18 protein-coding genes are annotated in these 25,350 nt (G+C 50.4%); 8 read left to right on the top strand and 10 right to left on the bottom strand.

Annotated features, from left to right (window positions below; genetic code table 11):
* Window positions 1–3 precede the first annotated feature (3 nt).
* Window positions 4–1,641, bottom strand: coding sequence for a CTP synthase (glutamine hydrolyzing) (gene pyrG, locus AAA857_RS04740; protein WP_338173650.1), 1,638 nt, complete (start codon window positions 1,639–1,641; stop codon window positions 4–6).
* Between the two features lie 150 nt (window positions 1,642–1,791).
* Between pyrG and AAA857_RS04735 the strand changes: the two genes are divergently transcribed.
* Entirely contained in the window at window positions 1,792–2,847 is a 1,056-nt protein-coding gene (locus AAA857_RS04735; protein WP_338173648.1) for an alcohol dehydrogenase catalytic domain-containing protein, read from the top strand.
* Here the strand turns inward: AAA857_RS04735 and AAA857_RS04730 are convergent.
* The 7 genes from AAA857_RS04730 to AAA857_RS04700 form a co-directional block, all read right to left on the bottom strand.
* The gene (locus AAA857_RS04730; protein WP_338173646.1) at window positions 2,844–4,415 is read right to left on the bottom strand and encodes a hydroxymethylglutaryl-CoA synthase; all 1,572 of its coding nucleotides are present in this window, start codon (window positions 4,413–4,415) and stop codon (window positions 2,844–2,846) included. The two genes, AAA857_RS04735 and AAA857_RS04730, sit on opposite strands and share 4 nt — an antisense overlap.
* Window positions 4,416–4,481: 66 nt before the next feature.
* Window positions 4,482–6,074 (bottom strand): thermosome subunit alpha, encoded by a 1,593-nt coding sequence (gene thsA, locus AAA857_RS04725; RefSeq protein WP_338173643.1) that lies wholly within the window; start codon window positions 6,072–6,074, stop codon window positions 4,482–4,484.
* A 59-nt stretch (window positions 6,075–6,133) separates the two neighbouring features.
* On the bottom strand, window positions 6,134–8,017 hold the full coding sequence (dnaK, locus tag AAA857_RS04720) for a molecular chaperone DnaK (RefSeq protein WP_338171025.1): 1,884 nt from the start codon (window positions 8,015–8,017) through the stop codon (window positions 6,134–6,136).
* 19 nt (window positions 8,018–8,036) lie between these two features.
* Window positions 8,037–8,732, bottom strand: a complete 696-nt coding sequence (locus tag AAA857_RS04715) for a hypothetical protein (protein WP_338173640.1) — start codon at window positions 8,730–8,732, stop codon at window positions 8,037–8,039.
* Window positions 8,733–8,885: 153 nt separating this feature from the next.
* Complete coding sequence (locus tag AAA857_RS04710) at window positions 8,886–10,379, bottom strand: leucyl aminopeptidase (RefSeq protein ID WP_338173637.1); 1,494 nt, start codon at window positions 10,377–10,379, stop codon at window positions 8,886–8,888.
* 108 nt (window positions 10,380–10,487) lie between these two features.
* Window positions 10,488–11,858 (bottom strand): M14 family metallopeptidase, encoded by a 1,371-nt coding sequence (locus tag AAA857_RS04705; RefSeq protein WP_338173635.1) that lies wholly within the window; start codon window positions 11,856–11,858, stop codon window positions 10,488–10,490.
* Between the two features lie 43 nt (window positions 11,859–11,901).
* Window positions 11,902–12,318 carry a DUF6015 family protein gene (locus AAA857_RS04700; protein ID WP_338173633.1) on the bottom strand — a complete coding sequence of 139 codons (417 nt, stop codon included), beginning with the start codon at window positions 12,316–12,318 and terminating at the stop codon, window positions 11,902–11,904.
* Between the two features lie 185 nt (window positions 12,319–12,503).
* Between AAA857_RS04700 and AAA857_RS04695 the strand changes: the two genes are divergently transcribed.
* The 5 genes from AAA857_RS04695 to AAA857_RS04675 all read left to right on the top strand — a co-directional run bounded on the left by AAA857_RS04695 (window position 12,504) and on the right by AAA857_RS04675 (window position 19,912).
* Window positions 12,504–13,520: an arginase family protein gene (locus tag AAA857_RS04695; protein WP_338173631.1), complete on the top strand. Its 1,017-nt coding sequence runs from the start codon at window positions 12,504–12,506 to the stop codon at window positions 13,518–13,520.
* A 36-nt stretch (window positions 13,521–13,556) separates the two neighbouring features.
* Complete coding sequence (locus tag AAA857_RS04690) at window positions 13,557–13,943, top strand: S-adenosylmethionine decarboxylase (protein ID WP_338173629.1); 387 nt, start codon at window positions 13,557–13,559, stop codon at window positions 13,941–13,943.
* 4 nt (window positions 13,944–13,947) lie between these two features.
* Window positions 13,948–14,904, top strand: a complete 957-nt coding sequence (locus AAA857_RS04685) for a deoxyhypusine synthase family protein (RefSeq protein WP_338173627.1) — start codon at window positions 13,948–13,950, stop codon at window positions 14,902–14,904.
* A 50-nt stretch (window positions 14,905–14,954) separates the two neighbouring features.
* Window positions 14,955–18,053 carry a choice-of-anchor X domain-containing protein gene (locus AAA857_RS04680; RefSeq protein WP_338173625.1) on the top strand — a complete coding sequence of 1,033 codons (3,099 nt, stop codon included), beginning with the start codon at window positions 14,955–14,957 and terminating at the stop codon, window positions 18,051–18,053.
* A gap of 101 nt (window positions 18,054–18,154) precedes the next feature.
* A complete protein-coding gene (locus AAA857_RS04675) occupies window positions 18,155–19,912 on the top strand; it encodes a hypothetical protein (protein WP_338173623.1) in 1,758 nt (585 codons plus the stop codon).
* Between the two features lie 58 nt (window positions 19,913–19,970).
* Here the strand turns inward: AAA857_RS04675 and AAA857_RS04670 are convergent, their stop codons facing one another.
* A complete protein-coding gene (locus AAA857_RS04670; protein ID WP_338173621.1) occupies window positions 19,971–20,441 on the bottom strand; it encodes a deaminase in 471 nt (156 codons plus the stop codon).
* 35 nt (window positions 20,442–20,476) lie between these two features.
* Window positions 20,477–21,760, bottom strand: coding sequence for a Mur ligase family protein (locus tag AAA857_RS04665; protein WP_338173619.1), 1,284 nt, complete (start codon window positions 21,758–21,760; stop codon window positions 20,477–20,479).
* 98 nt (window positions 21,761–21,858) lie between these two features.
* Here AAA857_RS04665 and AAA857_RS04660 point away from each other — a divergent pair, with 98 nt between their 5' ends.
* On the top strand, window positions 21,859–24,048 hold the full coding sequence (locus AAA857_RS04660; RefSeq protein WP_338173617.1) for a presenilin family intramembrane aspartyl protease PSH: 2,190 nt from the start codon (window positions 21,859–21,861) through the stop codon (window positions 24,046–24,048).
* A 14-nt stretch (window positions 24,049–24,062) separates the two neighbouring features.
* Window positions 24,063–25,346 (top strand): serine--tRNA ligase, encoded by a 1,284-nt coding sequence (gene serS / locus AAA857_RS04655; protein ID WP_338173615.1) that lies wholly within the window; start codon window positions 24,063–24,065, stop codon window positions 25,344–25,346.
* Window positions 25,347–25,350: the final 4 nt, after the last annotated feature.

The following is a 25,350-nucleotide window of genomic DNA, read 5'->3' as shown; positions in this document are numbered from 1 at the left end:
GTTTCAAGTCCGTTTTGCTGCTGCTTGGAGAAGCCCCAAGAACGGTGGACTGGGACGGTTAGGTCGGGACTTGAATTCCGGATGGTACTGAACACCGACGTAATATGGATGACCCGTGAGTTCAAAGATTTCACAACGTTGACCGGATTCATCTTTTCCAACAAAGACCAAGCCTGCGGCTTCAATTCGCTCAATTAAGTCAGGGTTGACCTCATACCGGTGACGATGTCGTTCATCAACAGCATCTCCTGGGCCGTAGAGGCTTCGAATGGCGCATTCCTCGACCTGCCAGAGTGTAGGGCGGCTTCCTAGCCTCATGGTACCCCCGAGGTGTGTTTTCGAAATCTCTGGCATAAAAACTACAGCGGCATGCTCGGGGTTGTCTTCAAACTCCGTTGAGTTGGCCCCTTCCAATGAAAGGACATTGCGACAAAATTCAATGGTTGCAACCTGCAGACCAAGGCAAATTCCAAGATAGGGTATCTCTTTGGTACGAGCGTGATGAGCAGCGAGGATTTTGCCTTCTACACCTCGGTCACCAAACCCACCGGGTACAAGAATGCCGTGAGCACCCTTGAGCAAATCCCATGCTGCACTGTGTTCTTCTGAGGATTCTTTGGCCCATGAAGATTCAAGATGACTCGCTTCGATCCAATCAATGACCAATTTACGGTTAACCGCCATTGAAGCATGTTGCAGACTCTTGATTACGGAGAGATAAGCATCTGAGAGGTCGGTGTATTTCCCAACCATTGCAATGTGTACTTCTTCTGAAAGGGTGTCAACATGATGAGCCATTTGGCTCCATTCACTCAACAGATTTGTTTTCTTGCAATCAACACCGAGGATTTCGCAAAGTCCCTGCTCTTGAAGCATGAGCGGAACGTGGTAGATGTTGGGGACATCATGAGTCGACATGACTGCTTCAGGCTTCACATGGCAGAAGGCAGCAAGTTTGTTACGGGTTTCGTCGTTCAAGGGTTGTGAAGAACGGCACACCAAGATGTCGGGGGTGATCCCGAGGCCACGAAGCTCCTTCACCGTGTGTTGTGTAGGTTTTGTCTTTTGTTCGCCAACAGGGCCGAGAACGGGAACCAACGAAACGTGGACGAAACTAACGTTTTCTCGACCGACACGAAATTGGAATTGGCGCAGAGCCTCTACGTATGGGGCTGATTCAATGTCGCCAACGGTTCCGCCCAATTCGATAATGCAAGCATCTGGAACGTCCCCACTACCGTCTGAAGGGCGCGATGCAACGTCCTCGATCCAGTCTTGTACAGCATCGGTCACATGGGGAATAACTTGGACTGTTTTGCCGAGGTAATCGCCGCGCCGTTCGGCTTCGATGACCTTGGAATAGATTTTTCCAGTGGTGAGGTTGTTATCTTTTGAGAGGTTGATGTCAAGGAACCGTTCATAATTCCCGAGGTCCAGGTCCACTTCGCCGCCATCATTGAGGACGAAAACTTCGCCGTGTTCAAACGGTGACATGGTGCCAGCATCGCTGTTGAGATAGGGGTCAATCTTGATGGAAGTGACCTTGAGGCCTGCGCTTTTGAGCAGAACACCGATGCTGCTTGCGGTAACGCCCTTTCCTAATCCAGAAAGCACACCTCCGCTAACAACTACGTATTTCATGCACCATCAACGGGCTTTTAGGCCGTCGCGCCTCCCTAATCAACATACCTCTACATCGGCGTTGTTTTGCAATCCGGGTGAAGATTTGTGGAAAACCGTTTGAGCGAAGGATGAAAAGGTGTCCGATGTAAACAGAAACGAGGGCGAGACATGAATCTTCTACCGGATACCATGGTCGCCTGGACAAAAACTCAAGATGAGGTCGGTGGATTTTCCCTTGAAGAGCACCCTGTGCCCGCTCCCGCAGCTGGGGAAGTTTTGGTGAAGACCCTGTCGACCTCAGTTTGTGGAACCGACCTCCACATCTGGAAATGGGATGCTTGGAGCAGGGACAACGTCCCTCTAGGAACGGTAACAGGCCATGAGACGAGTGGAACCGTCGTTGCTTTGGGTGAAGGCGTGACAACACATGCTCTAGGTGACAATGTAGCCATTGAATGCCATCTGGCCTGCTGGAATTGCCCCCGTTGTGATGAAGGGAATGCTCATATTTGTGAAAACGGCTCAATTTTCGGCGTCCATGGGAATGGGGCATTTGCACCGTATTTCACCGTACCAGCGGTCAATGCACGTCATGTTCCTGCTGGACTTGACCCGGGCCACGCATCCATCCAAGACCCTTTGGGAAATGCCATTCACACACTCACAGGAGGACCTATCGAGGGTGCGACGGTTGCGGTTCACGGCCTTGGTCCGATTGGGCTCTTTGCAGTTAATGCAGCCAAAGCAATGGGAGCAGCCATGGTCATTGGTATTGATTGGGACAACCAATACCGCATGAATCTCGCAAAGGAACTGGGGGCAGATTTGGTGCTTGGTAAGGACGACGATGTAGTAAAAACGATTCTTGCGGCCACGGATGGCCGAGGTGTGGACAACTCATGCGAGTTTTCAGGCTCGCCTGCTGCTTTATCCAATGCCATTCATTCAACCAGAATGGGTGGGTACGTGAACATCCTCTCCGTTTACGGGCACACAATGACAGAGATTCCAATGAATGAAGTTGTCTTCCGCTACCTCCACTTAAAGGGAATCAACGGCAGAAAAATGTGGTCTACCTGGGACAAAATGCATGTTCTTCTGGAACAGGGCAGCATTGATGTTGACCGAATCCTTACTCATCGCATGCCTGTTTCTGATTTTAAGCAGGGAATTGCACTGGCCCTTTCGGGAGAATGCGGCAAAGTGGTATTGGATTTTGATTAAGCCCCGATCCACCGGTATCTTCGGACGCCTTCATCAATACCTTCGTCCCCGATTTCAACCAAAGCGAATTCACCCTGTGGTTCAACAACGCTGTTGTCTTGAACGCCTTTGTGGAGGTTTTCATAGGTCGTATGGTCGATGGCAATTCTGCCAGCAAGGCGTTCAAAAAGATGCCAGCGTGAAACAACTTCCCTCCATCTTGGATTGACGGTTCCTCCAAATACCTTGGCTTTAGCACCAGAACCGTAACCACACAAACCGAATTTGGTATTGTCCAAGTTACAATTTTCTTCCAAGTCGGATTCAAAGGTTGACATCAAAGCAAGGAAAATTGAACCCGTATATTGATTCCCAATCAAACTGCTCGCACGTTGACCCTTTTCGATTCTACTCGCATGGAATTCAATGTATTCCGGTGTTTTGGAGATTGCACGACGGTAAGCGTCCATTTCTTGCTCCCAATTCGCAACGATGGCCTCTTCGTCAGACTGGGGCAATTCGGGTGTGAGTCCAATCTTTTCTGTAATATTAGCCCACATCTCGCTGTCTTGGCGGTCATGGCGGAAGACATCTGGGAACATTCGCTTAGCTTGGAAAGCATAGGGGAGATGCATGATAATCCGCGACCACTGTTCGGTCAGTTTTTCGTCCTTTTCAGGGTCAAAGTCTCCTTGACGGGTTGCTTTCTTGGCATAATCATGGAAGGCTTGTCGAACGGCAGTTTGGTAGCATCGATTGGAGAACTGGCCATCAAAAATCGGGTCATCTCGATGGACGCTAACGGATTCCTCACCGTGAGCAAAGATACCCAGTTTTCTTACGGTGGATTCTGGAAGATGACGAATCATGCGTTCAATGAGCCCTTTCTTCACGGATTGACCGGTTTCTTGAGCCAATTGAAGGACGTTTGTGATCACCGAACGAAGGGTTACCTTGCGACGAGGCTTGAAGAAATCGTGTACGGGAGTGGTAGAAACACCGATGCAATCAGGAATCTCCAGCAAGCGAGGGTTTCTGCGAATCAAGAGAGCGCCGCCTCCAGCACCTTGCGTGTACTCACCTGAAGATTCCAAAGCATACTTAGCATTGTCAGAGAAGATGACGACGCCCAAACGCTCATCGCTTTCATTGGAGCGAGCGACCCAATCAAGTGTGGTATGCATCGCATCAACGGCACCAATGCATGCAAAGGTCATATCAACGACGTCACAGGTTTGAAAACAATCTTTTCCAAATCGTTCCGAATACCGTTGAGTCAGCATGTCGAGAATGTATGTAGCCGTTGGTTTGGCTCCATCAAGAGCGGATTCAGTTCCAAGATACATCCGACCGATGTCCCTTGGATTAATCCCATTACGGTCGATCAATTGCATTACAGCCATCGCTCCCATTGTAGCGGTATCTTCGTGAGCATCAGGTATGGCCATGGCCTCAAGTCCGAGTCCTTTACTCAATTTGCCATAATCGGCACCTCGTAAAGTTGCGAAGTCCTTCATGTCCATGTACAGACGAGGAAAGTGAATGGCAATGTCATCAATGCCCACCGGTGGCTCACTGCTGTGTTCCATGTTGGTCCGGCTTCAGTAGGCTATTTGAAAGGGTGGACTGTATACCCAAACAACGGCTCTATTTGTTCATTCACCGTCCAAACCATCTGGGATGGTTGGATCTTGTTTTGCCCAAAGTACATCGTCAATACGGAGGACGGAGAGCGCCGCCTCTGTTGCTCCAGCAAGCACCTGTCGTGTAATTCGTAAAGGCTCAACAACGCCTGCTTCTTTCATGTTTGCAGGGCCACGGGCAATCACGTCTAAGCCAATACAATGAGCCTCTTTTGATGTCGAAGTGCTTTGCTCCGCTACGACTCGTAGCAAGGTATCAAGCGGGTCTAATCCAGCGTTTTCGGCAAGAACTCGGGGGATGACTTCCAGTGCATCTGCAAAGGCTTCGACCGCAAGTTGTTCTCGACCAGGGATGGTCTCAGCGTGGCGGCGAAGGAAACGGGCGAGAGCAATTTGCGTTGCCCCACCACCGGCAAGCAGTTCGGGCTCCTCAAGAAGTTGACAGGCGACGCCCAAAGCGTCTGCAAAACAGCGTTCTACTTCGCCAACAGCTTCGTTAGTCGAGCCTTTTGCAATGAAGGTAGCACCGCCTTCTTCGGTGTCAACAATCCAGTGCATTACGCCGTTCCATCGCTCGTTTCGGCTCTCGATAAAAACACCTAAATCGTTCTTTTGCAAGCCCTTGATATTGTAACCCAAAACGGCACCTGTCCCACGAGCGAGCAAGTCCAAATCCGAACTTGACACTCTGCGATATGCTTGGATTCCTGCATCGCTTAGCGCTTGATGCATGTCGTCGTCAATTCCTTCCTTGCAGGCGAGTAGGGTCACGCCAAGGTCAACAAGAAGGTCAACTTGGGCGTCCAGCATTTCCTTTTCTTTAGCCCTAAACGATTCAAGAACGCCTGGACCACTGACTTTCAAACTGACATCACTCATCATGTTTCGGCGTTCCAATCCGCCATCAACAAGGGCGACCTTTCCCGCCTTGAGCAATTTCGGCATGCTGTCAATTGCTCTCTTCTTCGCCAAAACCAAGCCAGTTACGAGGTGAGAGTCGGTCATGCTGCCTCCTGTTTTGGTCAAAATCTTCACACGGGTTGGGTCGGCAATCACGCCGTCTGAACCCGTTGATACAATCGCTTTTGCCGCCTCTATGGCTAAGCCTGCAAGATGGACCTGCATGGCTTCGTGAACTTTTCCGGCGAGCGAGGTAACAGCAGCTTGGTGCTGCATGGCCTCGGTCGCATGCAGTGTTAACGAAGAAAAATGACCTCGGCAAGCATCTTCTGCAAACCGATAGCCACGCGCAATGGCGGAGGGGTGTACTCCTTGCAGCACGAGCTCCCATGCGTTCTGAAGCAACTCTGCTGAAAAGAGAACTGCACTCGTGGTACCGTCCCGAGCGATGCGGTCTTGCGTTGTTGATGCGTTGATCAGCATCTTTGCAACCGGATGCTCAACCTTAGCCGATTCAAGAACAGTCACTCCGTCATTGGTAACCATTGTACGACCTTCGTCGTCGATAAGGAGCTTGTCTTGACCCCGAGGGCCTAACGTGGTGCGGACTGCGCCCGCAAGAGCCAAGGCTGCCGTGATGTTGTTCCTGAGGGCTTCACGGCCAGTAGTGCGAGTCGTTTCCTGAAGGATAGGAACTTCGCTCATGCACTGGCCACCTGCCTCTTACCCATAAGCCAAACGCATGGTGCGAGGTTCAGTAGGTTTCAGTCTTCGTCTTCAACGACTTCGAAGTCGGCGTCAACAACACCGTCGTCAACGCTGATGTCTCCATCTTCACCGCTCTCTTGTTGGGCCATCTCTGCGGCTGCTGCTTCGTAAAGTTTGGTTGAAACAGCATGCATGGCTTCTTCAATTTCCTTGACCTTGGCCTGAATTGCTGCATCGTCCATTGCGTCGATGTCAATGGGTTTCCCATCTTCATCCTGAACCATGGTTTCCAACTCATCCAAGTGAGCCTTCACGGGATCGACCTCGCTGTCGTCCAACTTGTCGGCAGACTCGTCAAGGGTACGGCGTGTTTGGTAAACGACTTGGTCAGCCATGTTACGCAACTCAACCTTGCCCTTTCGGCGTTGATCTTCTTCAGCGAATTTTTCTGCTTCAGCAATCTTGCCTTGGATTTCGTCTTCGGTTAGAGATGTTGCTGATTCAATCTTGATGGACTGTTCTTTTCCAGTCCCCATGTCCTTTGCACTGACGTTGACAATTCCATTTGCGTCAATGTCGAAGGTGACTTCAATCTGGGGGATGCCTCGTGGTGCTGGAGGAATTCCAACCAATTGGAACTGTCCAAGGGTCACGTTGTCTTTAGCAAACTCACGCTCACCCTGCAACACATGGATTTCAACCGCTGGTTGATTGTCGGTCGCCGTGGAGTAGATTTCTGAGCGTCGGGATGGAATGGTGGTGTTTCGTTCAATCATTGTCGTCATGACGCCACCGAGGGTTTCAATTCCCAAGGTAAGAGGCGTAACATCGAGAAGAAGGATGTCTGAAACACCTTCGTCTCCGGCAATAATTCCTGCTTGAAGTGCAGCGCCGAGAGCAACTGCCTCATCGGGGTTAATCCCCTTGTAGGGAGGCTTTCCTGCTTCTTTTTCCACAGCGTCCTGAACTGCAGGAACTCGGGTTGAACCACCAACAAGAATCACCTTGTCAACATCGCCCTTCTTGATGCCGGCATCCTTCATGGCTTGGCGGGTAGGGACCATTGTTTTCTCAACGAGTTTTGCAATGAGGTCTTCGAACTTTGCCCGGCTCATGGACATGTCCATGTGCACGGGTTGACCGTCTGCCATTGAGATGAAAGGAAGATTGATCTGTGTTTGTTGTGTTCCAGAAAGTTCAATCTTAGCCTTCTCAGCCGCTTCTTTCAATCGGGACATGGCTTGTTTGTCTTTGGACAAATCAATACCGGTCTCTTTCTTGAACTCGGCGACCATCCATGCGATGATTTTCTCGTCAAAGTCGTCTCCACCAAGCTTGTTGTTTCCGGCTGTGGCCTTGACTTCAATCTGAGGTTGACCGTCAACTTCGTAAATTTCAAGGATGGACACGTCGAATGTTCCTCCACCCAAATCGTAAACCAGGATGGTTTGGTCTTGGGTCTTATCAACACCGTAGGCTAGAGCCGCAGCGGTTGGTTCGTTGATGATTCGGAGAACTTCAAGCCCTGCGATTCGGCCAGCATCCTTGGTGGCTTTTCGCTGTGCATCGGTGAAGTATGCGGGGCAAGTAATGACCGCTTGGGTGACTTCGTGCCCGAGGTATGCTTCTGCTTCGGCCTTGAGCTTTTGGAGAATGAAGGCTGAAACTTCTTGAGGGGTATATTCAGTTCCATCGACTTCTGTTTTCCAGGAAGTGCCCATGTGTCGCTTCACTGAAATCATGGTTCGGTCGGTGTTGGTCACAGCTTGTCGCTTTGCAGTAACACCGATGAGGCGTTCTCCACCGTCTTTGGCAAAAGCCACGACGGAAGGTGTTGTTCGGGCGCCTTCTGCGTTCGGGATGACAACGGGTTCTCCGTTTTCGATTGTTGCTACACAGCTGTTTGTTGTTCCTAGGTCAATTCCAATTACTTTACTCATGTTTTTTCACTTCCTTTTTTCAAAAGATGGGGATCCCACCATCATCCTCGTCGTCATCATCGCTGTTGTCTCCAACGTCAATGTTGACTTCGCTTACAGTGGGAATATCATCGTCATCCAAGGATGACTCAAGGGCTTTCCCTTGGGGGGTAAGTTTGAGCGTGATGTCAAGAATACCGTTGTTTAACGTCCAATCCACAACATCATCACAAGGGTGGGGCAACTGGACCAAAGCCAATGGGGCCGGTTGTGTTGAGCGCATGATTTCAATTTGAGAGCCCTCTTTGATGAGTTCAATTTCCAACTGCTCGGTTTCAAGGTCGCCCTTGAGTGTGAAGTCAATGGTTACGGACATGTTCCATCCGTCGAGGTAAATGTCTTCAGTAGGGAGTTTGAGCGTTTCTTCCGTACTCTCAAGAGCGCTTGGGTCGAGTTCAACCGGCGTTGCATCCACTCGGACATCAACACCAAAATTCTTGAGCATGTCTTCCAATGAGCCTCCGGAAGTAAACAGTTTTGCGATATCAGACATGTCGAGATTGAAATTTGCATCACCTTTGGCGAGCTGTTCAGGGTCCAAGCCAAGAGCCTCAACCTGGTCACGAATTTGGTTCAAAAGACCTCGCAGTTGGTCTCGCTTGAAGGGTATCCCCATGCTTGAAAGCATCTCCTCGAGTTTGTTGAGCAAGTCTTCTTCCCACTTGTCGTCTGCCATTCACTTCACCACTACTTAACCATCGGTTGTATAGTGTCCACTTTGGCACTCCATATAAATCTAATGAAAACAAAATCCTTCAAAACAGCCAGGCTCAAGCCCATATCCATTCAATTTAGAACCCGTTATCAGGGATTCTTTAACCAAGTCCGTTCATTCGCCAGTGATGAATTTCACCAGTGTTCGCACGTGAACTCCGGTAGCGCCGTGGTTGACCATCTTGTTGGTCTTAGCACCCCAATACGTACCTGCAATGTCCATGTGAGCCCATGGAATGTCCTCTGCGTCGTCGCCTTCGCCACGTTGAGGGACGAATTGCTTGAGGAATGCCGCAGCAGTGTTTGCGCCCCCGTAGCGTCCTGCTCCGAGGTTACGAGTATCGGCAATCTTAGAATTGGTCATTTCCTTTTCAAACGCAGGTAGAAGAGGCATGGGCCAAGCAAGTTCGCCAACTTCCTTACTGGTTTCGTGGATCCGAGTTCGGAAGTCATCATCGTTTGACCATAGGCCGGTCGCTTCATGTCCAAGCGCAACGACACATGCCCCTGTGAGGGTTGCAAAGTCGATGATGTATTCAGCATCGAAGTCCGTCCCTGCCTTCCAAAGTCCATCTGAAAGAACAAGACGGCCTTCGGCATCGGTGTTGAGAATTTCAATGGTTTTCCCCGATAGCGTTTTGATGACGTCTCCTGGGCGTTGAGCATTGGCGGCAGGCATGTTTTCAGCCATGCAAGTGATTCCAACGACCTTCTTGTCGTACGCTATGGCTGCAAGGGCTTGCATGGTTCCAAATACGGTTGCGGAGCCGCCCATATCGTACTTCATTTCGTCCATGTTTGCACCAGGCTTGAGGGAGATTCCTCCGGTGTCAAAGGTAATTCCCTTTCCAACCAACACGGGGTGCCGACCTTTCTGGTCCCCATTGAGAGTGAAGATGACCATGCACGGTTTACGGGACGAACCCATACCAACGGCAACAAGTCCACCCATTCCGTGGCGCTTTGCCGTTTCGTAATCAATGACTTCGACCTTGACATTATCGTATTCATCAGCCCACTTCTCCGCCATTTCAGCGAAGGCCATAGGATACATATCGTTTGGAGGGCAGTTTCCTAAGTCACGGGAAAGGTGAACTCCGGACACGACAGCGCTAGCACGATCAATGGCGAGAGAGAGTGCGGATGCGTCCCCTTCATTGCAGTTAATTCGGGCAGTCAAAGGTGTTTTTTCGTCATCTTCATCGGTCTTCTTGTACACGTCGTACTTGTAATCCCTCATCATCATTCCTTCTGAGAAGGCGATGATTTCGGTTGCATCAGAGGCATGAAACACAACAGTCAGCTCCGAATCGTGAGATTTCTTGTGCTGTGCGACGACGGTAGCGCCGGCGTCTCTGTAGGTTTGAGATGTGCTCTTATCTTCCTTTCCTAGGCCAACGAGAATGGCTTTTCCGCCTTCGGTACCGTACAACGACATGAGGCTGTTTGCTTTACCTTTGAAATCGCCTTGGCTCAGCACGCGGTTGATTTGGCTCTTGAGGTCTGCTGGGACGCCTTCTGCGTTATCCGTAATCGTTTCTGCGCCCTCAAAAAGAGGAAGAACAAGGGTGCCGTTGATGTTGTTTCCTGAACTCACTGTTACTTGCATGGTGTTCACCTAAAACTCCGACTCTCTTTTCCCTCTTGAAACCTCGTCCTCAATTCAATGAAGATTCCGTCGCAAGAGGAGGCCTTCAATGGGTGAAAACAGAGGACATCAACCGATTTCATTCGTTTCGGTTTTCTTATGGGACTCCGATGGGCGTTGATTGAGAACATTCGCCACGGCAATGAATCCGACGATGATGCTGAGCGGATGGAAGATCCCGTATCCAATCAAGAAGGAGCCTTCCTCTTCCCCTGGGAGAAGAAGTGAGTTCGGAGTAATGGTTTCATTCACCCATTGAGATGATTCAATGATTCGTTTTTGATAATTGAAATTCCATTTCCCGTCCTTGGAGAAATCAATGCCTTTCACATCAAAGGTCTGGACGGTACTGTTGGTTGCATTGACGCTGAATAATGGAGAAGCCCATACCATGTCCCCATTACTGTCTAAATATTGCAAACTTGCATTGTTGGTAGTGGCGTGGCCATGATTCTGAACATCGACGGTCAGTTGACTATCAGACACATCAATACTACGAACATCCAGTCGCGCCCTCCAATACCATACGTTCGAGATGAGATATTCCATAACGTCCAGTTCTTCTCCAAGACGGCTGGAAAGTTGTTCTACTGTGCCGAGAAGCCATTGTTCATCGTCGGTTTCAAAGGTAAAGGTTGGGAATCCCATGATTCCATAGCCGTAGTCTCGGCTGGTACCCGAGTTTGGATACAATCCCTGATTTGCATTACGAATGGGAATTTCAGAAATGTTGGTATTGACATCCTCACGGATGTGATGAAACAATTCCCAGTCGATGGGTTGGTCAGGAATATAGCCCCATGGATAGAGCATAATCCACACACCTGTGTGCATCGTCACATAGAGGTCTGCGTCAGGGACAACGGTGTTCATGTAAATCGAATTAGCAAGTGTTTCGGCTTCACTGAACGGGCCACTTCCAGGTTGTGTCTCATCCTGTTCGTTCCAGTGATGGTCATAATTACGGTTCAAGTCAACTTGGTTAATGTTCCAACGCGTGTCCAAATCGTTACCGTCGGCATTGAGCATGATGAGAATATGAAGTTCAGTATTGGTGAGGACATTCACAACTTCTTCGTCGCCTTCAACCCAGCCCTCAATGTAGTGTTCAGCCGTCAAAAAGGCTAATTCTGTTCCGAGATGTTCGTTCCCGTGATGACCACCGTCAATGTATACCACTTCTTTCGCAGAGCCATCGGGTTTGGTTTCGTTACTCCAGTCCGAAATTCGTACGACCCAGAGGTTCTTGCCCAATTCGGTTTGACCAGCAACGGTCAAGTCAACAATTTCGGGATGGTCGTCCGCCCATGCATTGACGTCGACGGTGAGCGTTGCATAGGAGTGGTACCAGTGCTCTTGAACAAGGTCAGGTTGCTGTGCAGCCGCCAACGGAACGAAACTTCCTGCAAGGAAAAGGACACAAAGACCCCACACTCGCATAGCCTACCCTCGTCCCCGTGATTCAAGTAGTTAACCAAAATTATCAATCGGATGTGAATGCGTTGGGATTTGAAATCCTCTCCGCCTCACGAGTCCAGATGCTCGGTCCGTCAGTACTGTAAATATCAGCGAATGGATCGATGTCTTCTTCCTGAAGATTGCGTTGCATGTAAGCTTCCACACGCTCTCGAAGGTCGGGTTTGAACTTCCAGTAGTGAATCCTCCATTCTCGGCCATCCCACAGGGTTGTTTCTTCGGATTCGGTAGTGAGTAGGTCGTAGTCTTGGAACATGTAAAACAGGTTACGGTCGGTAGGCTCAAGGGCATTGTCGATAATACGATTGTAGAAGCCAAAGAAGCCGAGGGCGTGTTCAGCCATCCCTTGGGCCACCTCTGTATCCATATCCAAATCGATATGTTGTTGAATTGCTTTTGTTAATTCTGGTAATGTCATTCCCATATTTTCACCCCGCCCGAGGAGCCTTAAGCGGCCCACACAGTACTCCCCGTTGCTATTTAATATTGTACTCCGACCCATATTAAATGTTCTACTCATATTCATGAAAACTGGATTTTCAACAGGCAAACCCGTAGATGTTGCTGAATCGGCAACATCATGAAGGTGTCGTTTCCCCCTCGGGTTCAATGGATGAAGTCTTTGTGGAGGGGCAATTCCTTGGTTTGCCTCCAACCGACGAGGAGGCGGACGTCGTAATCCTCCCATTGGCTTTTGAACTTACCACGTCGTACGGCACGGGAACCGCAGAAGGCCCTCTGGCATGCATAGAAGCAAGCGGGCAGGTGGAATTGTACGACCCCTTGCTTTCCACTGATTTACCGGCAGGCGTCATCATCCGCACAGAGGGTGCATGGGAAGGAACTGCTGGGAACTTGATGGGCCAGTTGGACGAATTGGTTGACCATGCGAAACCATGGTTCTCCGGACACCATTTTCCGCTGTTTTTAGGTGGAGAGCACGGCATCTTGCCTCCAATCGTACAGGCTGCACGGCACCACCCGTTGGTCAACGGAGACCTGAGTAAACTGACCATCGTCCAAATTGACGCCCATGCCGACCTGCGTGAATCGCTGGATGGAGAGCCGTTTTCACATGCGTGTGCGGCATCTCGCAGCCTGGACCTTGGTGTTGGGGCTCTCCTCCAAGCAGGAATTCGGGCCTGTTCCCGCCAAGAAATCGCTTTGATCAATTCTGATGAGCGCATCACCACGTTTTTCGCCAAAGACACCCAACACCCACACACCGGTGCCGCATCTTGGAAAAAATGGCTTGATTCCCTGAACGACCTCTCGGGGCCGGTTCACCTCACTCTGGACATTGATGGATTGGATGGATCACTGGTCCCTGCAACAGGAACTCCCGTCCCAGGTGGGCTTTCATTCTGGCAGGTTATCGAAACGATCGAGGCGGTTTTTGCAGCACCAAACGCTACGGTCATCAGTGCTGACGTCAACGAAATCGTTGCTCAAGAAGATACGCCTCTTACGCAATTTACCGCTGCCTGTTTGGCTACCAAAGCGGTTGCAAGCCACATTCTCGCACGGCAAGAAGGACGCTGGACGCCATCAAATGGTGAACCACAAGAGCATTTTAAATCTACATTTTTCAAGGATTGGAGTAAAACCCTTCCTTCATCAAATTGAAGAACGGAAGGCCGGAGCACACACAAGGTGGGACCGATGGAAGAGCACGAGTCCCATGGAACCCATGTCTTCCTCGACTACACGGGCTATGCATACGATGAACCGGAGCAAGGAGGGTGGATGCTTCGTCTCTTACAAGACGCCGTAGCCAAAGCCGACGCAAGGGAGGTTCATGCCCATGTGGCTCCTTTTGATGGGAGCGTATCCCCTCTTGGATTTGCAGCAGTAGTCCTCGTTGACGAAAGCCATGTGACTGCGCACTGTTACTCTGACCGCGGTTGGCTCGCCATCGATTGTTTCACATGTGGCGAAAGCGATCCCAATGTCATGGCCGATTACATCCATGAACGGTTGGCTGAAGCTATGCCTAACCTTGAACTCAAGCAGCGAAATGAAGTTCGGCGATTTTTACACGGAGCCTGATGTTATGTCAGTCCGAGCATTTGTTGACGAACATTTTCACCATTTTAACGCAGGTATTTTGCAACGAACATCCCATTCACTCACCCAATTCCTGCATCAGGGCGGCAGCATGTTCCTCACGCTCGCCGGAGCCATGAGTACCGCTGAAATTGGACGGAGCCTGGCTCAGATGATCCGTCAAGGGAACGTGGCTGCAATCTCGTGTACGGGGGCCAACTTGGAGGAAGATGTCTTCCATCTCGTTGCACGTTCACACTACGAGCGCATTGAAAACGTTGACAATTTGAGCCCCGAGGATGAAGTTAACCTTCACGAGCGCCACTTGAACCGCGTTACTGACACGTGCATACCTGAAGAACAAGCGATTCGAAACATCGAGCACCATGTCCTCGCCTTGTGGAAGGAAGCAAGTCAGGAGGGGACTTCTCGACTTCCCCATGAATACCTCTATGAATTGCTCAACAGCGGTTGCTTGGAGGAAGTTTACGACGCAAACCCAAGCCATTCTTGGCTGCTAGCTGCTGCAGAGGTCAACTTACCACTCTTCGTACCCGGTTGGGAGGATTCAACGCTTGGAAACATCTTCGCTGCACGATGCACCGAAGGAATCGTCAAGGCTTCGGCCGTGCAAAGCGGCATTGAATACATGACAAAACTGATTGAATTCTACCGCTCCACAGCAACCCCGCTGGCCTTCCTACAAGTTGGCGGAGGAATCGCTGGTGACTTCCCCATTTGTGTCGTACCCCTCTTGAATCAAGATTTACAAGAGGCTGTGCCACTGTGGTCTTGGTTTGCACAAATTACCGATGCGTCTCCTTCCTATGGAGGATACTCGGGCGCCCCCCCAAATGAGAAGATTACTTGGGGCAAACTCGGGCCGGAAACTCCCCGCTTCAACATCAAGAGCGATGCTACAATCGTACTTCCATTGATTTTTGGATACGTCTTGGACCTTTGACCAAACAAAGGTCCCAAAGTTTTGAAGAGGAGCAGCACTCCGTTTTGACCATGAACCGGAATCGGCGCAGCCTCTCCATCGGTATGTTGCTTCTGTTTTTATTCTCAACGGTGCCCATACAAGCTCAGGCTCCAATGGCGCCTTCGGTCACCATCGCAACCCATTGGATAGAGGGGGGGTCGGAAGCAAACGACCATGCGTATTTGTTGACATTTTCCGACAACGGCTCGTATGACTTCCAACTCGATATCGAGCATGAGCGAAACGATTCTCTCTTGGAGGTTAGTTGGTCACTTGAGTGGGGGTATGAGAGCGATCAACGAACAGCCTTGGTCGAATTGAATACGTCGGTTGAATGGGCAGATATCATCGGTTTGACAGTGAGCATCACCGAACACAACGGCCAAACGCTCGTCCAGCCAATTTCTGTAGAACGGCAGTTTGAGGTCGGTATTTGGAACCAACCGATGGACGACCATGAAATCATGCTGTCTACAACGTGGGGTCTCGATCAAGCCTACGAAAACGATGAGGGTGAACAACGCTTCATGCTCACGTTTGATGGACAAGGATGGCAGGAGCGCTCTGGCCAGCAACTTGAATCCTGGGAACTTGGTAACGGAACCTTCAGAACCTTAGAATCTTCAGATGGGACTCAAACGGACCTTGACCTTGTTTTCACCCAATTGTGGAAGAATGAAACCGTTGTTGGAGGCATATTGACGCACCAACTTTTCGATGCGCAGGGATACGGGAAACTGAACATTACAACCGAGGACGATGGAACCGTTACCCAAGTTCGTGCTAACGTGTCGAAAGCCCACCTCAACCGTTCCCTAACGATGGGAATTGTCGAAGAAATTCTCTCTGTGGAGGCTACCGGGTCCCTTGACATCATGGAAGAAGACGATGAGAATTCATCGCTTGACATCACCGGTGAACTTTCTGTATTCTTCTTTGAATACCACGATGTTGATGGAATTCGAGTCTTACAACATAACCAACTGGAAGCCATGGCTGATTTTGTATTGATTGATGAAGGCACTCGCATGGATGTATCCTTGGACGGGTTCGTCCAAGTTGAGCGATGGGAAGAAGGCATCCGTGTTCTCCAAAAAGAAGAGTTGTGGGGCTCGGGTACGTTCGGGTTTGATGATGCTGAAGAAAATTCAACGCTTGTTGTCAACGGTACCATTCTTGAAATTCGCTCAAAGGTAGTCAACGGAACAACACTGACCGATAACCTCCACGTGGACGGAACCCTCTCTGGTGATGTCCAAGGAACATTCGGTATCGTCCGAGGCATTGAAGAAACGGGAGAACAAGCCAATGCAAGTGGACAACTTTTCCCTGTGAATGTCATTCATCAGGATTCCTGGTTCAACATCACCGGCGTCAACGGTGGTAATTTCTTTGACGGTGCCGGCGTTGGAGCAACTCATAACGAGACTTGGGATTATCAAGTCGTCCACTCCGAATGGGACAACAAGACCGTTCGTTTTGTCTGGAGAGAGACCGGCCCTGACCCTTCTGAAGGGGATGAACGACCCGAACGTAGCCCTCAACAGGTCAATGCGACCGCTCCCGTTGCAGAAAGTGGCCTTGGTGACTTAACCGTAGGGAGAGAAACCGGGTTCATGCCGATTCCACTTCAACCAGGGGACGTGCTGCGCTTGAACGGCCAAGAGGGGCTGCCGATGATCCTGACAGCAGGATCGACCAGGATAGATGTCCGGGACGGGCACAATTTGACCGTCATCGATTGGACGGGAGTCTACGGCGATGATGGGTCGTTGGGAACTGCTCAGGGAGCACTCGTTTCGGCCGGCCCCCTGCAAGGTTTGGTTTCCAGCGTGTCTCGCTCCCTCGCCATTCCATTTGGAGAATCGGGAGAAGTGGCGTTCATGAACGAAACGCAATATCTCGAGCGTGTTCTCTCTCCTGAAATCGTCAGTGAAGACGACAACACTCCCCCCAACATCGGCACACTGGAGCTCCGAGAAGGCCTGGTTTTAGGCGAAGGTGGAAGCACTGCCCACATTGAAATTCCAGTCCCAGATGCAGAATGGAACGTCATCTCAGTTCATGTTGACCTAACGCCTCTTGGAGGCGCCATTACAGAACTCAACGACCGTGGACTCAACGGAGATTCTAACATTGGTGATGATGTTTACACCGCTTCGTTCAATGTTCCAGGATTGGAAACGGGGTTGCATGAAGTGAACATCACCGCTGAAGACAGCTTTGGAGCCGTGAGTCAAGCGACGGGACAGATCATGGTCGCTAATCAAGCACCTCGGCTCACCCAAGTCGAAATTGCCCCATCCAGCCTTCAACGAGGGCAATCCGTTGTGATCAATGTCCAAGCCTACGACGGACATGGAGTTACCTCAGTGCAACTGGACCTCCGGGAATACGGAGGGGAACTCACTCTTCTCACGCTCTCTGAACCTGCTCAATCAGGAAGTTGGGCTGGGATGTTCGTTATGCCAGATGGAATGACGCCAGGGGAACGATCCCTCCTCTTCCGATCAAATGATACCTTGGGGGCAATCGCTCAACACCGTGTTTGGACCCCTGTTGATGGCTCTGTCGGCCATCCCGTATTTGGCCCGCACTACGTTCAATCAACCTCATCCATACCCATTGCCGTTACGATTCAAAACGATCGGCCAACCATAACAACTCAGTCAGCAATAATCGAGAAGAACGGCGTGGAGCAAATTCCCTATTCCGTTCAAATTTACGACCCAGACGGCATTGAGAGGGTCCAAATTGACATGGGGGTGTTTTCTCCGGTGGGCGAAACTTCTTGGATACGGATGTACGATGACGGAACCAACGGTGGCGATGAGGTTGCAAACGACGGGGTGTTCACAGCCCTTCTATCGGTTCGCACAGGAACGCCTCTCGGAACCCATGAAGTCCAACTTCGTGCCATTGACCAATTCGGAGAATTGAACACAACATCGTCAGCGATCGTCCTCAATGAGGCCAACGCTGGAACAGACGCCTCAGAAGGACTGAGTACAACGGTACTCACGGCTCTTGGCGCGACACTCTTACTCGGCGCAGGACTGGTTCTGTTCTTCATGACGAAAAATCAAGGGAAAGACGGTGACAAAGAAGACCGATTCGGCATGCAATAACAACCTAAGAAATAAGTCTCTGTAACTAATTACTTTCATTTAATATCAAACTCGTGGAACAGAGGCAGAGTGCTTATACCTTTCACAAAATAGGGCTCATCATGTCACTTGCACCAACCGATTATGACTTCGGCGACGCGTCGAATTATTTCTTTGCAACAACCATTACCTGCGCCAATGAAGAAGCACGGGCCATGTACGTCCGAGGTCATGGGCACATGCTCAATTACAACCATGAACAAGCGATTGCATGCTTCATGAACGTTACCGAACTCGACCCGACCTGCGCTATGGGATGGTGGGGAATTGCCTACTGCCTGTCTTCCAGTTACAATTGGAGCCCCGGGCTTGGGTCCGGCCACGACCCAATTCAACAAGCAGTCGCCCTCAAAGGAAACTGTACTGAACTTGAGCAAGACCTCATTGATGCATTGGCCCAGCGCCACTCAGCCGAAGCTCGTGATGCTGCAGATCCAACCGTCCTCAACATGGGCAACAGCCCTGAACTCAATGCTGCCTTTGCAGAAGCAATGGAGCCCCTGTACCGAAAGTACAACGGGAATCTGGACGTCGCTGCAGTTTACGTTGAAGCCCTCATGAATTTGAAGGCGTGGCAGCTGTGGGACAAGAACACCACCACGGGAGAAATCACTCCTGCTGACGACAACACACTGCTGTTGATCAAGGTCATGGAAGATTCGTTTGAAAACATAGAAGGAGCCAAACAACACATTGCTTTGTGCCACCTCTACTGCCACGCATTGGAACTCTCTCCATTCCCAGAGCGCGCCCTCCCTGCAGCAGATGTATTGCGCACCGCCATGCCTGGAATGGGCCATCTCGTCCACATGCCCTCTCACATCGATGCTTGGGTCGGACAGTGGAAAGAGGCTGTAGAATGCAACATTGCAGCGGTTGAAGCCGATGACCGTTATGTTGAACTGAGTGGAAATGAATCTCAATTCTACAAGTTCTACCGAATGCACAACCACCACTTTGTGGTTTGGTGTGCCATGTTTGAGGGGCAATACGAAGTGGCCATGAAATATGCACGTAAGGCAGTGGATACGCTACCTGCTGGCGATGAGAACTCTGGCGTGCAGTTCATGCTCGCTGGCGTCATTCCAATGGGCGCCATATTCCTCGAGTCCTATGTCACCATGCCTTGGCACGTGATGATTCGCTTCGGAAAGTGGGACGAAATCCTTGCTGAACCAATGTACAGCGACAAGGGTGTTTTCCCAGCCACTATTGCAACCCAGCATTATGCAAGAGGCGTTGCCTATGCATCCAAAGGAATGGTTCCCGAGGCAGAAGCAGAACAGGTCCTCTTTGATGAGGCTCTTCAGAACCCTGCCCTTGCTGGACGTGTACTTCACAACAATTTGATGTACCAAGATCCAAGCGATGGGCCTTGTATTCTGCTTGTAAATGCAGCTGTATTGGCTGGTGAAATCGAATACCGCAAACAATTCCTCGCAAAAGAACGTGGAGAAGATTCCGACTTTACCGTAGCCTTTGACCACCTTCGCCGTGGCGTTGACCTTTCACTCAACCTTGCCTACAACGAACCTTGGGGCCAAATGCAACCTGTGCGACATATTCTTGGTGCACTCCTGCACGAACAAGGTGAGTTTGAAGAAGCTGAAGCGGTTTATCGTGCTGACATTAAACTCTGGAAAGACAACATGTGGGGCCTCTTGGGCCTCAAACTCTGTCTGGAAGCACGCGGCGATGCTCCCGAAGAACTCGCTGAGGTCACTGCATTGTTCAACGAACGCAGTTCTCGTGCTGACATCGTTCCTGCAAAGACCTGTTTCTGCGCCCAAAACAGCATCGAAAAGAGCTGCTGTGACTGAACCAACATTCGTTGTTTACAAAACGAACCGTGTCAGCATATGCTTGGCTGGTTGACGATTAAGCACGTGGGTCTTGAGGTCCTTCTGTTCGTTGGATGACGACGCCATGGTCTTCCAGATACCCGACCCCGTTCTCACCCATGAAACCGCCATCGACAATAACGACCTGAGAAATTCCTGCATGATGGATCAGTTTTGCGCACATCATACAAGGTTCACCTGTTACGATAAGCCATGCCTTGTTGGTTGAAACACCGTTAGCAGCAGCATTGCAAATCAAATTCATTTCAGCATGATGGCATCCAATCTCAACCCGAGTACCCGATGTGATGTTCATGGTGTCGCGTAAACATTCTTCGCCACCGCACAAGCGCCCACCGCCACGAGGGCCGCCGTTGTACCCGTCCATGAGAACGACGTTGCGCTCAGGGTCAACCAACAGAGCACCAAAGGTACGCCGAGGGCAATTTGAGGCTTCAGCAAGGGCAAGACATTGTTGAATTCTAATAGCTAGATGCTTGTCCTTCATTGGCTCACCAACTCCTCACACCAGCCGCACTTCTATCAGTGCTTCGCTACAAAACTCAAGTCCTCGTTTGTGTCCACACCCAAGGAGGTCAAGACGTTCCCTTGCATGTAAAGCGACCCAATCGAAACCACCAGAATCGATTGATCATATACCGCTTGAGCATGCTCTACCGCATCCTTGGGCATCGGATGCAACGACGGTTGAATTCCAAGGGAAGAAAACAAACTGTTGAGTTCAATCACCGGAACTGCAGGGTAGCGTCCCCCTTGAGGTTCGCTTAGAATAATGCCTGAAGGTGGATTTGATGTGCAAAGTTGAATGATGTGTGATACTGCCTCTTCCAAATCAACCTGTGGAGAGGTGCCAAACAAAAGAACCCAATCTCCCCTTTGAATTTCAGGCCGGTGATGGAGTTCTTCTACAGCTCGCTCCAGACCGCTTGGATTATGCGCTCCATCAAGGAGAAAATGGGGTTCAAAGGAACGTTGTGATTCAACAAACTGCATTCGAGCAGGCCAAATGCAATTGCTGGTATCCGGCTCCAACTGGGTGTTGACGCCGGCGAGGCAGGGCCAAACGGCATTGACCAGTAGTTTTGCTTCCTCACGATACGTCGTCCCTGTTGGAATGTTGACCATAACGAGGTCGGCAGGGCCGACTTCTTCGCCAAGAAGTTTCATTCCAGCATTTGACGCTGTTTCCTCTATGGCTTCCAAAACCTCTTGATCGTCTGGGGCGCGAACAACCAAGGGTCGGAAGGCCCGAGCGATTGCAGCCTTTTCACGAGCAATCTTGGTTGGTTGGCTTCCGAGAATATCGGTATGTTCCAGAGCGATTGAGGTCAAGATGCAAACATCGGCCTTGGAAACACGCGTTGCGTCCAAGCGGCCGCCTAAGCCAGTTTCAAGAATCATCATCTCAACTCCCGCTTCATTTGCAATAACCAGGGAGGCAAGAAAAGTCACCTCAAAGAAGGTGACTGTGATGTTGTTTGCCGAAGTTGCCCTCCTGACTGCTTCAAGAGCGCGATTCATGACATCGGCGTGAATCGGAACACCGTTCAATCGAATCCGTTCTTCAACACGAACCAAGTGCGGGGATGAGAACAAAAGATTCGAAACCCCTTGATTGGTAAGCGCAGTACAAAGCATTGCACAAGTGGTCCCTTTGCCGTTGCTTCCTGCGACGTGAACCGTCGTGAATGAAGATGCTGGGAGTTGAAGCGCTTCAACAGCCTTCGCCGTATTGGTTAAGCCAAGAGCCATTCCGAGATGTTTGGTTTCTTCAAGCCAAATCCGAACTGGTTTTTGGCCCACCATGGTCCTTGCAGCCGGTTGTCTTCCATAGCCTCTTTCCTTCGCATTCTTGAGTGTCCTACAAACGCGAGGCTGATATGAGAGAGAGCACTCGCAGAGGCATGACCGATGAGGCTAACGTGAAAGGCACGCCTCGCCAAAACGACCGGTTCGCTCAAGTTGAGGACGAACTCAGAAGGGAAGATACCCTCGTTGAACTCCTCAAAGAGCAGTGGGTTGGAATGACCGCAATGGCGGGTATGTTCGTTGTAACCATCGCCCTGGCCAGCTTCATGCGACCGTATTATGACGTTGGTGAACTCAAGGCATTTGGCTCATCTGGAGCAAGCCAAGTTCGTTATGTCGCCATCGAACTCTTCGCAATTTTCATGTTCACAGCACTCATCATCTTGCTTGCCAAATACAAGAAGGATTACATCATCAAATACGGTATGATGGTTGTTTTAACGCTTGCTTTGTTGTACAGCACCATTCCTCTCGCTCACGTTGCACTTCTCGATTTTGACCCTGAGCCTTTCGAGATGGACCGACAGGGTTCCATCGAAGGAGATTATCTCGGAGCTTGGGGTGATGACGGGTTCATCACCTCCGTAACCGTCTTCGGAGAAGACCGCATCAATGCTACTGTATCTGCATGGAGTGCCTCGTCGGGCATGGAAGAGCCCGTATGGACGATGACACACAACCACTCCTTCAGCGAGCCAGATTCCAGAGTCAGAATGGCAACATCAGGCGGAATACTCACCTTCACCAGCGGCCCTTGGGCCTGGACCGTTGATTCCCTAACAGGTGAACTCATACAGTCCTATGCTTGCTTTGAGGCTGGAGAAGGCGGAATGGAACAACCCCTCTCAACATTGATCACGGGGTGCGCCCTTGCAGTGAAAACAGACGAAGCATTGTATTTGTTTAACACAGCATCTGAAATGGTACGCTACAACACCTTCGACGATTATCCGGGAAACCTGACATTCCAAGCCAAATGGGCCGTCCCATACATCGATTTCAAAGATGGAATATTGCATGCGGAACTTCTCAATGACACCTTGCTGTTCCTCGCCACGCCATCGGCCTCGGGTGTCCTCCATCTGGACGAATATGGCTCGGTCAACGACCCACTTGCACCTCGCCTTGATGGAGAAGTACGAATGGCCTACCTCCAAAACAGCACTTCAGCATTCACATCAACTGCTGTTGGAATCTCTCCATTTGCTACCTCAAACGCTTCATCACTGCCTGATGACCAACGCATGCTCCTGCTCGGAGAGGAGAGTGGAGACATTACTGGGATTGAATGGAACGGTTCTGCTGCCTACAGCGAGAAATTTACCGTTCAAAACAGGATGATGCTCGATACCTTGGTCGAGACCGTATCGTCGGTTCAAATCATCGACTGGGACGGTAACGGTTACTCTGACTTGGTGGTTACAGGAGAAAGCGAGGCTTACCTCCTCTACGGAACCTCTCTGGCCAATGTGGGTTCGTTCCCGGTTGTTGCTGACTCTACCTTGACCTTGCTCAGCGTAGAGGGCAACTCCGATCAATTGCTCTCCATCAAATTGGACGTTACAACATTGATGATCGACCTACAATCCGGCTCGTTGGAAGAAGACATGTTCCCGTTAATTGGCCTTCAATTGAGAACTGGCCCGACCATGATTGGACTCGCCGTAACCGCAATCCTCATGATTTTACTTTACGTCCACAGTGAATGGTACGTGGTCAATACCACTGGTGTCCTCTTGGGAGCTGGTGTTTGTGCTTTGCTTGGTGTCAGTTTCGAGCCACCAATGGCCATACTTTTCATGATTCTTGCAGCCGTTTACGATGCATGGGCGGTTTACAAGTCCAAACACATGCTCGACCTTGCAGATACGATGATCGGCTTGCGTTTGCCGATTCTTCTCGTCGCACCTCAAGATACCAACTACTCGTTGATTGAAGAAACAGAAAACGCTCCAACGAAGCGGGTACTCTCGGATAAGGTTCAGGCCAAGCGCAAGAAAAAGCCTTCAACAGAAGCTATGTTTATGGGTCTTGGAGACATTATTTTCCCAGGTATGCTCGTTCTTTCAGCACTGCAATACCTGGCCCCTAGTGCAGCAACTCAAGTTGCAGTATCAACCCTCATCGGGGGCTTACTCGGCTACTTCGCTCTGATGACCTATGTTGCTCGTGGGAAAGCCCAAGCTGGACTTCCACTGCTCAACGGTGGAGCCATTCTCGGTTACTTCGTAGGCGGCTTCCTGTTTTTGGGTAGTGAAATTCTTCAATTCAATATCTCCTGGTGATCAACATGTTGGACATGCAACTCTTTCGCGAACATCCGGAACGAATCCGAGCAGACCACACCAAGCGAGGAATTCCACAAGACAACATCGACAAAGTCATTCAACTCGACCAAGAATGGCGAAACGCTCTTCACGAAACCGACCAGTTACGCAGAGAGAAAAATGAAGCAGCCCGTGGGATCGGTGCGGCAAAAAAAGCAGGAGATAATGAGGCTGCTCAAGCGATTCTTGCTCAAGTAGCGGATTTGGGCAGCAGGATTGCCGCAATGGAAGCCAAAACAAACGAGGCCATGGCCCAGCGTGACAATATCCGAATGTCAATTCCCAACATTCTCCACACTGACGTACCCGAGGGAGCCGATGAGTCAGGCAACACAGTTCACGCTGTCCACGGTACGAAGCCTGAGTTTGATTTCGACGTCCGAACCCATAATGAGCTGATTGAGATGAACCGTTGGGTGGACCTCAAACGGGCGGCAAAAATCACAGGAAGCCGTTTCTTTTTCCTCAAGGGAGACCTTGCCCGACTGGAGTTTGCCCTCCAGCATTATGCTGTGGAATTCTTACAGCAACGTGACTTCACCTTCGTTCAACCTCCCGTAATGATGAACCGTGAAGCCTACGAAGGGGTCACGGACCTCGCAGATTTTGAAACCGTGATGTATGGCGTCGAGCCCGACCAATTCTACATGATCGCAACTTCTGAGCACCCGCTCACCGCTATGTACATGGACGAAACCATCCACGAGGACATGCTTCCGTTGCGCATGGTGGGAGTTTCATCCTGCTTCCGAAGAGAAGTCGGAAGTCACGGCCAATCCGACCTCGGTATATGGAGAGTTCATCAATTCACAAAAATTGAACAAGTCATCATCGCAAAGCCCGAAGACTCTTGGGCCCTCCACGAAGAACTGCTCACCAATTGTGTTGACTTATGGAACAGTTTGGACATTCATTATGAAATCGTCAACATCTGTACTGGAGATATGGGTACAGTGGCTGCAAAGAAATACGATTTGGAGGCATGGATTCCAGGAGCAGACCAGTACAAAGAAATCGTCTCTTGCTCGAATTGCACCGATTATCAAGCCAACCGCTTGTCCATTCGTTACGGGCAACCTGGGCATCCAAATCAACCGGTTGCTCACACGCTTAATTCAACCGCAGTCGCAACATCTCGTGCATTGGTGGCCATCATGGAACAAAATCAACTTGAAGACGGCAGGGTGCGTATACCTGAAGTTCTCCAACCCTTTATGGGAGGCCAAACGGTTTTGGAGCCGTGCACATGGGGCTGAACCA

This window comes from Candidatus Poseidonia alphae, assembly GCF_943787815.1.
Lineage (GTDB): Archaea > Thermoplasmatota > Poseidoniia > Poseidoniales > Poseidoniaceae > Poseidonia > Poseidonia alphae.
This window is presented reverse-complemented; position numbering and strand designations above follow the sequence as displayed.